Consider the following 12,216-nt stretch of genomic DNA (forward strand, 5'->3'; position numbering starts at 1 on the left):
CTATAGTGTCGGAGGTTCACTATGTTCAAACACCTATTTTTTCAAGCCAAAGCATTACCAGAGCTGTCATCTCAACTGGATACAGACATTCCACGCTATCCGCCATTCTTGAAGGGATTGCCAGCTGCGTCACCCGAGGATTTGCAGTCCACACAAGACGAGCTAATTGCCAAACTGCGCCAAGTACTTGGCTTTAACCAGCGTGACTTTCAAAAGCTGATCCAGCCCTGCATTGATCATCTGGCTGCTTATGTTCATTTGTTGCCGGCTTCTGAGCATCATCATCACAGTGGTGCGGGTGGTTTATTACGTCATTCGTTGGAAGTTGCTTTCTGGGCGGCACAAGCAGCTGAAGGGATCATCTTTGTTGCCAGTGGCATACCGGTTGAGAAAAAAGAGCTTGAACCAAGGTGGCGTGTCGCGGCGGCTCTTGGCGGTTTGTTCCATGATATTGGTAAGCCCGTTTCAGATCTGTCCATCACAGACGAAGATGGACGCTATCAGTGGAACCCGTTTTTAGAAACCTTATCTCAGTGGACCACTAATAACAGCATTGAACGCTATTTCATTCGCTGGCGCGACGGACGGTGCAAGCGGCACGAGCAATTCTCAATTCTGGTGTTAAACCGGGTGATGACACCTGAGTTGCTCGCCTGGTTAACCCAACCGGGCCCTGAAATTTTGCAAGCCATGCTGGAGGCAATTGGCAATACCGATCCAGAGCATGTCCTGTCTAAACTGGTCATTGAAGCCGACCAAACCAGTGTACAGCGAGACCTGAAGGCTCAACGCATTTCCGTTGACGACAATGCCCTTGGTGTTCCAGTTGAACGCTATCTACTTGATGCCATGAGGCGATTGCTTGCCAGTTCCCAGTGGTTAGTCAATCAGCGAGACGCCAGAGTCTGGGTACGAAAATCGAATCAATCAACCAATCTTTACCTGGTTTGGAAAAGCGCGGCTAAGGACATCATTGAGCTATTGGCCAAAGACAAGATACCTGGCATCCCAAGAGACCCCGATACCCTTGCGGACATCCTTATTGAGCGAGGATTGGCCACTAAATCCGTCTCAAATGAGCGATATGAAAGTCTTGCCCCTGAAGTGCTGATCAAAGACGACAAGCCAATCTGGTTACCCATGCTTCATATATCTGAGGCCGATTTATTGTTCAGCTCGAATGTACCAAGTAGCGTGAGACTGTTTAGCAAATCTGAGTGGGAAGCAACACAGCAAACACAAGCAGAGCCTCAGAGTCGTTCCAGAGAGCAGCCAGGCTTGTCTGAAGCGTCATCATCAATCGAACATAGCAATTCGGCTAAGTCGCCATCGACAAAACCGTCCGAACAAGATGATGAACTTCGTCATGCCAGTGATGTTAATCACCTTCAGGCAAATGAAAATGCTCCAGCTGATGGATGTGAAAAGCCTAACAATTCATATGATGGCGCTATCTCAAATAACGTAAACCAGCACGATGCAGAAGCATTGAATCTGCCTGAATCTTTGGCATGGCTCCCAGAGGCCAGTAGCGCGCTGGTTGTGGTTGGTGAACAGATACTGATCCGCTATCCCGATGCCGTAAGACCTTGGTGTGCTCCCCGAAAACTGCTTGCTGAACTCAGTCGATTAGATTGGCTTGAACTAGATCCCGCAAACCCGACACGTAAGGCTAGAACTATTACTACGAAAGATGGCGTTCAGGAGCAAGGGTTGCTGCTGAAAATATCGATTTCTAAAGGGCTTACTGCACTGATTGACCTTCCCAAACAAGACGCAGAACCGGCGGCAGCAATTCAGAACGAAGAGGCTTCACCGCGACCGAGTCGAACTGAGACAACCAATGCCCAAGCAAAAGAACCCGCCACAAGAACGGAGCGAAAGCAAAAGCCGATTGCGGCCAATGCGAACTCAAGTACCGACCCCAAACACGCGCAGCGGCAACAGATGGTTAATTTTGTGAAAGATTTGCCCATCTTACTGACCGATGGTGATTACCCAGACGTGGATCATAGTGCCGATGGTATTCGCGTCACGATTCAAACCTTACGCCAAGTCGCCAATGAGCATGGTATTCCAGCCGGACAGCTGCTTCGGGGGATCTCGGCCAGTGACCAATGCCAGTTTGATGAGGGGGAAACGGTTCTGTTTACCGCTCACGCTAAGCGTTAATCCATTTGAAATTAATCGGATTGCAAACGGTTATTTTGCGGAGCATGAATGAAAGAAAACGCATATGAGATGCCCTGGCGCACGAACTATGAAGCCATGGCAGCAGCTGGTTGGCTGGTTGGAGCCACTGGGGCGATTGCCGCAGAAATGCTGACAGAGTTACCGCCCGAACCATTTTGGTGGATGACAGGGATTTCCTCGGGCATGGCGTTGTATCGCCTTCCTGAGGCTTATCGCCTTTATAAGTTGCAGATGGGGCTAAAAGGCAAACCATTGGCATTTATGGCGCTGTCGCATTTGCAAAAGGTGATGGCAAAACATCCTGATGAATTGTGGTTAGGGTATGGCTTTGAGTGGGACCAACGTCATGCCCAACGTGCTTATGAAATCTTAAAGCGGGATAAGCAAACCTTGCTTAACCAGGGTCACGCCTCTTATCGAAAGAATAGCCAAATGGGTTCGACCTGGATTCATGGTGTTGAGCCCAAAGAAGAAGATGTGTACCAGCCAGTTGGTCACACTGAGGGGCATACATTAATTGTCGGTACGACCGGTGCCGGAAAAACCCGATGCTTTGATGCGATGATCACTCAGGCCATTTTGCGTAATGAAGCCGTGATTATTATTGACCCTAAGGGAGACAAGGAACTTAAGGATAATGCACAGCGAGCCTGTATTGCCGCCGGTAGTCCTGAGCGCTTTGTGTATTTTCATCCGGGTTTTCCTGAGCATTCTGTACGTCTTAATCCTCTTAGAAACTTTAACCGTGGCACTGAAATTGCCAGCCGAATTGCGGCCTTAATCCCATCCGAAACCGGTGCTGATCCATTTAAAGCCTTTGGCCAAATGGCACTGAATAACATCGTGCAAGGTTTGTTGCTTACTTCACAACGTCCTGATCTGAAAACACTGAGACGATTCTTGGAAGGTGGCCCAGAAGGTTTGGTAGTAAAAGCCGTCACGGCTTGGGGTGAGCAGGTATATCCGAACTTTAGTGTGGAGATTAAGCGCTTTACCGAAAAGGCCAATACCTTGGCAAAACAAGCCATGGCGATGCTGCTTTTTTATTACGAACGCATTCAGCCCGTTGCCGCCAATACCGATTTGGAAGGGCTATTGAGTATGTTTGAGCATGACAGAACCCACTATTCCAAGATGGTGGCTTCACTGATGCCGGTGCTCAATATGCTCACCTCAAGTGAATTAGGCCCACTGTTATCACCGATTGCAAACGATGTGGATGACAGCCGGTTAATTACGGATTCTGGTCGAATTATCAACAATGCCCAAGTGGCGTATATCGGCTTGGATTCATTAACCGACGCCATGGTTGGCAGCGCCATTGGTTCGTTGCTTTTATCGGATCTCACTGCTGTGGCCGGTGACCGCTATAACTATGGTGTTGAAAATCGTCCCGTAAATATCTTCATCGATGAGGCGGCTGAAGTCGTCAACGATCCCTTCATTCAACTTCTCAACAAAGGCCGTGGCGCAAAAATGCGTTGTGTGATTGCTACTCAGACCTTTGCTGATTTTTCAGCTCGTACAGGCAGCGAAGCTAAGGCCCGTCAGGTGTTAGGTAACATCAACAACCTGATAGCTCTTCGGGTGATGGATGCCGAAACGCAGCAGTACATTACCGACAATCTGCCTAAGACTCGGTTGCAGTACATCATGCAAACTCAAGGTATGTCGTCCAACTCGGACAGCCCCGCGTTGTTTACCGGCAATCATGGCGAACGCTTGATGGAGGAAGAAGGCGATATGTTTCCACCGCAGTTATTAGGCCAGCTTCCCAACCTGGAGTACATCGCCAAGCTTTCAGGTGGCCGCGTGATCAAAGGCCGCATTCCTATTTTAACCAGCTCTACACAGGCAGCATAAGGAGTCTGTATGCATCATTCTGTCTGTCTGAAAATGACAACACTTACCAGTAAAGAAATGCTCGCTCAGTGGCAGCAACATAACCCCCAGTTCAAGGAAACCTTAAGACTGCTTGAAACCGACTGGCCTCATGCTTTGGCCTCGGTGTATTGCTTGGCGGACTACTTAACGGATGCGTTCACGTTAGATGGCCATTCCATCTTTGATTTGTGTCTGTGTAATGGCTTGGGCAGTTATGAAGAAGTCAGTTGTGATGATGACAGTGTACGCCTGTGGCATTTCATTGAGGCACTGACCTGGACTGCCGCCAGTGCTTTAACGGGGATTCGCCTGCGTGATCCTGACCATTTCGAGTGGGCCGCCGTGGATGGTGTGTATTTCTACTCCTGGATTCGTAATCGTCCAAATCGAATGGGGTATCTGGCTGAAGGACGCATCGATGTGCGTTATGTCAGTGGCCATACGACGACAAAGCGGCTTCAACAAGTGATTAAAGCCCGGATTATGACGCCAACCGTTGCAGCCATGCTGGCGCGAGTAGAAGAGGATGTTTGGCATGAGCAAGCATAAGTCGGTTTGGCTGCTGTGTCTGGCACTGATGCTGGAGATTATTGCCATTGGCGTGTTAGTGCCCGGTGATTGGACTGGCCGGGTTATTAATAAAGAGAAGCAGATGATTCAAAACCAATTGGGCGCACAAACAAGCTATTGGATTGGTCAAACTAGCCATGGCTGGTATCAGTCATGGATTGTGGATACACAGATGGAGCAATCTGTGCGTGATTTTCTAATCCCCACTGAAGAGCAACGACTGCGCTCTAAAGGGATGGAGAACATGGGAGGCTTTTGGTTTGTGTGGGTAGAAGACCGTATTCAGGCATTTTTTGATGTGTTGTACCAAGTGTTCACTCGATTTGCTTTGCTGATGGTCTGGTTGCCCTTTGCGCTTATTCTCATGTTACCGGCGCTGTGGGACGGCTTGATGACCTGGAAGATTAAGAAGACAACCTTTGATTTTTCGAGCCCAATCATTCACCGCTACAGCATGATTATCCTGGGCTCAGGTGTCATTTTGCTGTTTATGGGATTGTTCGCCCCGCTGGCTATTCCACCGGTGGTGTTACCGTCGCTGATCATCGGTTTGGCATTGATGGCGGGGTTGGCGTTAAGTCACTTGCAGAAGAAGATATGAGGCCAGTTAGGCCTCATCTTGTAGAGCTAAAACCTGACGCCTACGGTATTGCCATTCTCGTCTTCCGCTGGCAAATGATAAGTATCAATAAGGTGACCTTGAAGCCAAATATATTGCGGCATCCAAAACGAGTACTGTCGTATAAGAGTCAATACTTCTTTTAACGGTTTGTTTGCATGAGACTCGGCTAGGCGAAAGTACATGAATGAGCAATCATCTCGAAAATACTCATAAAGCTCTGAATCCGATAGCGTTTCTTTTAGTGGCCTGTTTTGCTCATCTTCCTCATCAGGGGAATTGGCATAAATTTCAAATAGCTGCTTTTCAGTGAGCATTTCCAAGAAGTGGTCTTCAATTAAGACCCCATCACTGGTATCGACATCCATACCATCTTTGACATCAAAAGCCATGATACATCCAGAAGATAACGCCACTTCTGATGGTTTAAGTAAGTCATTAGCTTGCACAACTTGATGCCAATGATTAAAACCAGCAGATACTGCAACTTCATCAAGTGCTTGAGTGTGTGTAATGGGTTTTTCACGTTTAAGCTTTCGTGCTTTTTGCTTTAAACGTTCAACCGTGGCAGAGGAAATGATTTTAGTAATTTGCATTGAGTTTCTCCTATTAGCGAATACGGTGCCCACTGCCGAGGTCGCAGAAAAAACCTAAGCAAAAAATAAATTTGATTTGCATGTCGTCCCGTCCGGGTTTGCTAAAGTGGGCAGCTGGTCTCGACACGACCAATATCCTCATCATATCAACCGCATCAAAAAGATCAATTGTTAGTATTGTCTGAATAGAACCCTCAAAACATTCAAGAATTCGGCATCTAGCTGACCACTGAACCTGCCAATCCCAAGGCATTCTTCACTTCTCAATTCAAACAACGAGGAGTGACTATGGAACCTGTGAGTATTCCATCCTATATCGATGACCCGCCGCACTTCCTGCTTTGGAGTGCCGATGAGATGGCTCCCATTCTGTTGGGGCTAGTGATCGGCATTTTTACCGGTAATGCCTTGGTTTTATGCCTGTTGGGGTTGGTGACAACCAAGCTCTATCGGCGTTTTCGTGATGGTCGCCCTGATGGTTTTATTCTTCACGCCATCTACTGGGCTGGGCTGTTGCCAACCAAAGCCAAGACGATCCCTAACCCATTTATCAGGAGCTATCTGCCGTGAAGTTCGACGTGTTTTTAAAATCATGGCAAGGCACGCAATTAGAGAACCGATGGCAACGGTTTCTGATTGCAGTGCTGGTGCTATCTAACTTGCTGCTTGCGGTTGCGGCATTTTCTCGCAATACCGTGGTAGCCATTCAACCACCAACTTTGTCTGAAACGGCTGAAGTGTCACGAAACCAGGCCACTCAGCCTTACCTTGAATCCTGGGGACTCTACCTGGCTGAGCTTATGGGCAACGTGACGCCGGGTAATGTGTCTTTCATCCGAGTTGCTATCGAGCCGCTGCTTTCTCCAGCGGTGTACCAGCAAGTGGTCGATGCACTGGAGATTCAGGCAAGGCAAATCCGCGAAGACCGAGTCACGCTCAAATTCCAACCCAGACAAGTGGAGTATGAATATGAAACCGGCCATGTCTTTGTGACCGGTTATTCCTTGGTCTCTGGGCCATCTGGAGATGAACAGCGCCAAACTCGCACCTATGAGTTTGACATCGATATTGAGCAATACCGTCCAAAGCTCAGTTGGATGGATACGTATGAGGGGCAAGCTAGAACGAAGCGAGTTCGTGAAAAGTTGACCCAAGAGCAAAACCGGAGGGTGAATGATGCGAACCAAAATTAGTCGATGGATAACACCAAGCTTAATCGCAATGAGCTTAAGTGGCGTCCTATTATCTCAAGCGTCGTATGCAGACGTGGAATTGCCGATTGTGCCTGCCAGTGTAATGAAGCAGTCTGCTACTGCAAATCCACCGACTCAAACCAATACGGCTTCAACGGATGTGCCAACAACGCTGCTGATGACACCGGGTGTTAATGAGCTGATCCCTGTAGGTATTGGTCATCTGAACCGGATTGTGACGCCGTTTGAATCGCCTCAGGTGAGAACAACCAGTGATGCTCAGACGCAAATAAAGGGGAATGTTGTATATGTGGCCACGGACAAAGAATCACCGGTTTCACTTTACATCACTCCGCCTGGTCAGGAAGCGCCCGCATTATCTGTCACCTTAGTACCTCGTCGTATTCCACCGCGTGAAATCACCTTAGCTATTGATGGTCAGCAGTGGCCTATTAAGGGCGTCGTGAACCGAAAAGCCGCCACTTGGGAAACGGCTCAGCCATACGTCGATAGCTTACGTGATTTACTCAGACGCCTTGCACTAAATGAGTTACCACAAGGCCATGACATCCGTTTAGCTGGCCAAACTGACACAAGCCCGAAATGTTTTCAGCCGGGCTTAAATTTTGGTTTTAAGCAGGGGCAAATTGTGACGGGACATTACTTCACCGTCTATGTAGGACTGGTTGAAAGCTTTGCCGATGAGCCGATAGAAGCCAGTGAAATAGCCTGTCATGCACCAGATATAGTGGCAAGCGCCTACTGGCCTCGCAATATCTTGTTGCCGGGTGAAAAGACTGAGTTGTATGTGGTTGTTCGCAATCATCGTGAAGAAGCGGTGGAAAGTCAGCGACCTTCGCTTCTTGTGGGAGGTGAATAACGATGAAAGCACAATGGGAACAAATGAGCCCGAACATGAAGCGGGGCCTATCGGTTGCCGGTATTGCTGGTGGTCTCATCTTTATGGTGATGGTGTTTTCACCTACTCCTGACGATGGCTCAAGCAGTCGGAACCGACAGGAAACGATCCGGCACATTCTTACGGATACCAATACTCGTGATGTTGGGGTCGATAGTTTGGCTGCGAACGTAAAACTACTCAGTGAGCGCAATGAACAGTTACGTCGTGAAGTTGAGCGCTTGCGTCGTGACGTCGATTCAGGACGGCTAAGCCCAGGTTCGCCTTCTATACCAAGTGAGGTCAATGCGGAGTTGGCTCGCCTTCGAGCGGAACTTGATGATGTTCGCGCTGGAGGTGATGCAGCAGTTGAAGGCACAAATAGCCGTTTCGACGTGCCTTTATCTGCCATGGAATTGCCTAAAGAAGAAAAGCCTCTGCCGTCTAACCCAGACGACTATTTTGCCAATGCGCCGCTGCCTGATCCGCTCTATCAGCAGCCAGCCAATGGCCAAGGCACACGAGCACGAGATGTTCCATTGCCGCCAATCACGATTCGTATGATTGAGCCTGAAGTGGTTGCTGAACCAGAGGTTGTTGTGCAAGAAGCGCCGCCTTTGTACCTACCGGCAGGCAGCATCATCTCGGGTACTTTGATCACGGGTTTGGATGCTCCTACTCACGAGTCCGCAAGACGCGAACCTTTTCCTGCATTGCTGAGGATTCAAAAGGAAGCCATTTTACCTAACCGATTTAGAGCGGATATCAAAGAGTGTTTCTTGATCGCCGCAGGTTACGGTGATTTGAGCTCTGAGCGTGCCTATTTGCGAGGCGAGACCATTTCATGTGTGAGAGAAGATGGTGGCGTCATTGAAACGCGACTGGATTCTTATGCCGTGGGTGAAGACGGCAAAGCCGGTATTCGTGGCCGATTAGTGTCGAAACAAGGCCAACTGGTGGCCAAATCAATGATGGCCGGATTCCTTCAGGGCTTGGCAGGCGCATTTGATGTGAATCCTGTTCCGACGATTCAGACGGGTAATGCCGGTGATACTCAGCTTTACCAGCAAGTCATGAGCCAAGAAGCATTACAAGGTGCTGCGATTAAAGGCACCGGTAAAGCATTGGATCGAGTGGCCAAGTTCTATTTGGACATGGCTGAAAATATGTTCCCAGTCATAGAGGTAGACGCTGCCAGGAAAATTGAAGTCATAGTCACTCGTGGTGCCTCGTTGTCGTTGGCCACTTCGCAAGGGGGAGGTGCAAGAAGATGAAAAAATCCTGCATGTTGCTAACCGATCGAAGTCCGTTTCAGACAATAAGATGTGTATCCAGAGGAGAGTTAACCATGACGACATCAATGCAGAACAACCCAAAGCACCATTCAAAACAGTGGTCTAAAGCTGGATTACTTTTATTGGCAGTCGGCTCAACCTTATTGTCTGGCTGTAGTTCATTGGGTCTTGGGAGTAGTGAATATGGATGTCCAGGTATGCCTGACGGTGTGCGCTGTTTATCCGCTCGTGAAGTCTATGAGCTTACAAGTAATGGGGCTGCACCCAAGACGATTGATGCTGTGGCGACTCGAATTGGTTCTCCCTCTGGGTATTCACAATCTGATTTAGAGACAGGACTGCTGAGCCATCCAGCATTACCTGAGACGCAGCAATCTGCACCTCTTCGCATTCCTTCAAGAGTGATGCGAATTTGGATTGCGCCTTGGGAGGATGACCGTGGAGATCTGAATTTATCCAGCTACGTGTTTACCGAAATTGAACCGCGCCGGTGGGATATTGGGGTGTCAGCACCTCGAACGGTTTCGCCAGTGCTACGTCCACTTCAGACTCAAAGCGATTCTGCCTCAGCGGGAGCTGATGGTAAGCGCGATAACTTGAGTATCTACGGAGAAACTAACGAATGACAAATGCAGTTCGCACCATTCAAACTCAGCGCCTAATGACCATTGGTGCGCTTGGTTTGATGGCGTTAATGATTTCGGAGCCCTCATTTGCGGGCACCGGCGGTGATGCTTTCACTGATGTGTGGGATACCCTAAAAGATTGGACCCAAGGTACTTTGGGACGGATCGTAGCGGGAGCCATGGTTCTGGTGGGTATTGTGGGCGGTATCGCTCGCCAAAGCTTGATGGCTTTCGCTCTGGGCATTGGTGGCGGTATGGGTCTCTACAACACACCAACAGTCGTTGAAAGTGTTATGTCTGCAACCTTACCTGTCGTTGCCAGCACTCAAGAAGTCATTGGCACAACCGTTCCAGCAATCAGCGCCGTTTTACTGGGCACCTGAATGTGAGCCATAGTAGTCAGTTCACTTAAGGCAATCAAACTTAGGTCTACACAACATCGGGTTATTGGTGATGTTGGGTAGACTTTTTCATTTCAACAACGCCACATTAGCGATCTTGGTTTACAGTATTAGGTATATTAACACCTAAAGTGTTAAAATCCCTATCGTAATAAACTAAATGGTTTATACTGTTCGTGATATTCACACTTGGGGTGTTAAAATGTCATCTAAGATAAACTGGCTTGTTGCTCATACTTCTCCTGGTGCGCTAGTACTTCAGCAATGGCTGACTGAAAACGGTGTGAGCTACTCGTTGGCTCAAAAGTACGCGCAGAACGGTTGGCTAAAGAAGCTTAGTTCTGGTGTGTACTATCGTCCAAATGCGCAGGGCGATATAAAGCCAACTTGGGTTGATGCCATTCAAGCATTGGATGTGCAATTGGGCGTTTCAGTTCATTTGGCTGGATTGAGCAGCTTAACTCACCAGGGACTGAGTCACTATTTACAGCTGAACAAAGAGCAAGTTTGGATTTGCGTTAAAAACAAGTCGTCCTTACCGAAATGGTTTCGTGAATTCCCTTATCAGAATTGGTTTTACTGTGGAAACCATAAGCTTGAAGTGAATCCCGAGAAAGATTTGAAAAGGATCACGGTTAAAGAGAAAGAACTCACTGTCAGCTGTGCAGAACTTGCTGCCTATGAAGTGGTAGATGCGATTGGAAAGCTGATTTCATTTGAGCATGTCGCAGAATTATTTCAGGGTTTAGTCAATCTTAGCCCTAGAAAAGTACAAGATATTCTTGAACGAAGCAGCTCTGTTCAGGCAAACCGAATATTTCTATTTCTGGGTCGATACTACGATCACCAGTGGGTCAATCGCATAGATGAAACAAGAATTAAATTGGGGGCAGGAAAGCGGCAGGTTGTCGAAAAAGGACGTTTTGATGAGCGATATCAAATCACAGTGCCAGAGATATTAAGCGTCAAAAAAGGTGAACAACATAATGGATAAAGATAGCCCATATTACAAACAGGTTTCTTTGCTCATAAGAATGCTGCCTGTGGTAGCAACAGAGACGGTTTTTGCACTTAAAGGTGGCACCGCCATTAATTTATTTGTGAGAGATTTTCCTCGGTTATCTGTAGATATTGATCTTGCTTATCTTCCACTTGAACCAAGAGATGAGGCTTTGATTAATGTCAGGGCTGCATTGCAACGGATTACAGACAGAATCAATACTCAACCAGATATCCGAGCGGCATTTCAGGATAATAAAGCTGATGAACTGAGAATAGTTGTATCAAGTCAGGTTGCGACGATCAAAATTGAAGTGTCGCCCGTCGCCAGAGGTACATTGCATAGTGCAGAAATAATGCCAGTTCAAGAGTCTGTTGAAGACGAGTTTGGTTATGCTGAGATTCAGGTAGTCAGTCTTCCCGATCTGTATGGTGGGAAATTGTGTGCTGCAATGGATCGCCAACATCCTCGCGACTTATTTGATGTGCGTATGTTACTTGGTAGTGAAGGGATTTCGAGAGAGATTTTGGTGGGTTTTTTAACCTATACATTAAGTCACCCTCGGCCTATTAATGAAGTCATGTCGCCAAACTGGCAGCCTCTGAATGAGAAATTTCAGGCAGAATTTGACGGAATGACTTTTGAAAAAGTTGAATGCGAAGACTTAGCCTCTGTTAGGCCCATGATGTTAATTGAACTTCAAAAACATTTCACAGAAAGGGATCATGCTTTCCTTATGTCATTCAAAAGAGGGCAACCTGACTGGGCATTGTTTGACTATCCTAATGCAGCAGACTTGCCAGCGATTCGTTGGAAGTTGCAGAACATTAACAAATTGGCAAAGAATCAAGCAAAACATCAAGAGCAATTAGATAAATTGAAGCAAGTGCTTGATGATTGGCTTGTTAACGCAAACGCCGAGTAATTCGTTTATAACAAAC

The 12,216-nt window shown here is 47.6% G+C and carries 13 protein-coding genes; 12 read left to right on the forward strand and 1 reads right to left on the reverse strand.

What is annotated here, in order from left to right; all coding sequences use genetic code 11:
- The first annotated feature begins 21 nt into the window (after nt 1–21).
- Genes mobH through R7040_RS21590 form a run of 4 tightly spaced genes read left to right on the forward strand, consistent with a single transcriptional unit; the run spans nt 22 to nt 5,248 of the window.
- A complete protein-coding gene (gene mobH / locus R7040_RS21575) occupies nt 22–2,172 on the forward strand; it encodes a MobH family relaxase (protein ID WP_226083520.1) in 2,151 nt (716 codons plus the stop codon).
- Nucleotides 2,173–2,220: 48 nt separating this feature from the next.
- The gene (gene traD, locus R7040_RS21580; RefSeq protein WP_318097025.1) at nt 2,221–4,056 is read left to right on the forward strand and encodes a conjugative transfer system coupling protein TraD; all 1,836 of its coding nucleotides are present in this window, start codon (nt 2,221–2,223) and stop codon (nt 4,054–4,056) included.
- Nucleotides 4,057–4,065: 9 nt separating this feature from the next.
- On the forward strand, nt 4,066–4,626 hold the full coding sequence (locus R7040_RS21585) for a hypothetical protein (protein ID WP_025611032.1): 561 nt from the start codon (nt 4,066–4,068) through the stop codon (nt 4,624–4,626).
- Complete coding sequence (locus tag R7040_RS21590) at nt 4,613–5,248, forward strand: DUF4400 domain-containing protein (protein ID WP_025611033.1); 636 nt, start codon at nt 4,613–4,615, stop codon at nt 5,246–5,248. The genes R7040_RS21585 and R7040_RS21590 overlap by 14 nt, the downstream gene beginning before the upstream one ends.
- Before the next feature lie 26 nt (nt 5,249–5,274).
- On the opposite strand, the gene R7040_RS21595 is transcribed toward R7040_RS21590, so the two are convergent.
- Nucleotides 5,275–5,862, reverse strand: a complete 588-nt coding sequence (locus R7040_RS21595; RefSeq protein ID WP_193285819.1) for a plasmid-related protein — start codon at nt 5,860–5,862, stop codon at nt 5,275–5,277.
- A 288-nt stretch (nt 5,863–6,150) separates the two neighbouring features.
- On the opposite strand from R7040_RS21595, the gene traL reads away from it, so the two are divergent.
- From traL to R7040_RS21635, 8 genes are all read left to right on the forward strand, one after another.
- Complete coding sequence (gene traL, locus R7040_RS21600) at nt 6,151–6,432, forward strand: type IV conjugative transfer system protein TraL (protein WP_000433891.1); 282 nt, start codon at nt 6,151–6,153, stop codon at nt 6,430–6,432.
- On the forward strand, nt 6,429–7,055 hold the full coding sequence (locus tag R7040_RS21605; protein ID WP_000667170.1) for a TraE/TraK family type IV conjugative transfer system protein: 627 nt from the start codon (nt 6,429–6,431) through the stop codon (nt 7,053–7,055). Before traL ends, R7040_RS21605 begins: the two co-directional genes overlap by 4 nt.
- Nucleotides 7,039–7,935: a type-F conjugative transfer system secretin TraK gene (locus R7040_RS21610; RefSeq protein WP_193285829.1), complete on the forward strand. Its 897-nt coding sequence runs from the start codon at nt 7,039–7,041 to the stop codon at nt 7,933–7,935. Before R7040_RS21605 ends, R7040_RS21610 begins: the two co-directional genes overlap by 17 nt.
- Before the next feature lie 2 nt (nt 7,936–7,937).
- Nucleotides 7,938–9,227: a TraB/VirB10 family protein gene (locus R7040_RS21615; RefSeq protein WP_226083517.1), complete on the forward strand. Its 1,290-nt coding sequence runs from the start codon at nt 7,938–7,940 to the stop codon at nt 9,225–9,227.
- A gap of 74 nt (nt 9,228–9,301) precedes the next feature.
- On the forward strand, nt 9,302–9,874 hold the full coding sequence (gene traV / locus R7040_RS21620; RefSeq protein ID WP_148039504.1) for a type IV conjugative transfer system lipoprotein TraV: 573 nt from the start codon (nt 9,302–9,304) through the stop codon (nt 9,872–9,874).
- Nucleotides 9,871–10,257 (forward strand): TraA family conjugative transfer protein, encoded by a 387-nt coding sequence (gene traA / locus R7040_RS21625; protein WP_000180225.1) that lies wholly within the window; start codon nt 9,871–9,873, stop codon nt 10,255–10,257. The genes traV and traA overlap by 4 nt, the downstream gene beginning before the upstream one ends.
- 220 nt (nt 10,258–10,477) lie before the next feature.
- Nucleotides 10,478–11,269, forward strand: coding sequence for a type IV toxin-antitoxin system AbiEi family antitoxin (locus R7040_RS21630; RefSeq protein ID WP_001896349.1), 792 nt, complete (start codon nt 10,478–10,480; stop codon nt 11,267–11,269).
- Nucleotides 11,262–12,200 carry a nucleotidyl transferase AbiEii/AbiGii toxin family protein gene (locus R7040_RS21635; RefSeq protein WP_193285815.1) on the forward strand — a complete coding sequence of 313 codons (939 nt, stop codon included), beginning with the start codon at nt 11,262–11,264 and terminating at the stop codon, nt 12,198–12,200. Before R7040_RS21630 ends, R7040_RS21635 begins: the two co-directional genes overlap by 8 nt.
- Nucleotides 12,201–12,216 lie beyond the last annotated feature (16 nt).

It is taken from the genome of Vibrio sp. 1069 (genome assembly GCF_033340555.1).

Bases quoted from the DNA above. Each gene is read 5' to 3' on its own strand.
- mobH (WP_226083520.1), top strand. From the start codon at position 22: ATGTTCAAACACCTATTTTTTCAAGCCAAAGCATTACCAGAGCTGTCA.
- traD (WP_318097025.1), top strand. From the start codon at position 2,221: ATGAAAGAAAACGCATATGAGATGCCCTGGCGCACGAACTATGAAGCC.
- R7040_RS21585 (WP_025611032.1), top strand. From the start codon at position 4,066: ATGCATCATTCTGTCTGTCTGAAAATGACAACACTTACCAGTAAAGAA.
- R7040_RS21590 (WP_025611033.1), top strand. From the start codon at position 4,613: ATGAGCAAGCATAAGTCGGTTTGGCTGCTGTGTCTGGCACTGATGCTG.
- R7040_RS21595 (WP_193285819.1), bottom strand. From the start codon at position 5,862: ATGCAAATTACTAAAATCATTTCCTCTGCCACGGTTGAACGTTTAAAG.
- traL (WP_000433891.1), top strand. From the start codon at position 6,151: ATGGAACCTGTGAGTATTCCATCCTATATCGATGACCCGCCGCACTTC.
- R7040_RS21610 (WP_193285829.1), top strand. From the start codon at position 7,039: ATGCGAACCAAAATTAGTCGATGGATAACACCAAGCTTAATCGCAATG.
- R7040_RS21615 (WP_226083517.1), top strand. From the start codon at position 7,938: ATGAAAGCACAATGGGAACAAATGAGCCCGAACATGAAGCGGGGCCTA.
- traV (WP_148039504.1), top strand. From the start codon at position 9,302: ATGACGACATCAATGCAGAACAACCCAAAGCACCATTCAAAACAGTGG.
- traA (WP_000180225.1), top strand. From the start codon at position 9,871: ATGACAAATGCAGTTCGCACCATTCAAACTCAGCGCCTAATGACCATT.
- R7040_RS21630 (WP_001896349.1), top strand. From the start codon at position 10,478: ATGTCATCTAAGATAAACTGGCTTGTTGCTCATACTTCTCCTGGTGCG.
- R7040_RS21635 (WP_193285815.1), top strand. From the start codon at position 11,262: ATGGATAAAGATAGCCCATATTACAAACAGGTTTCTTTGCTCATAAGA.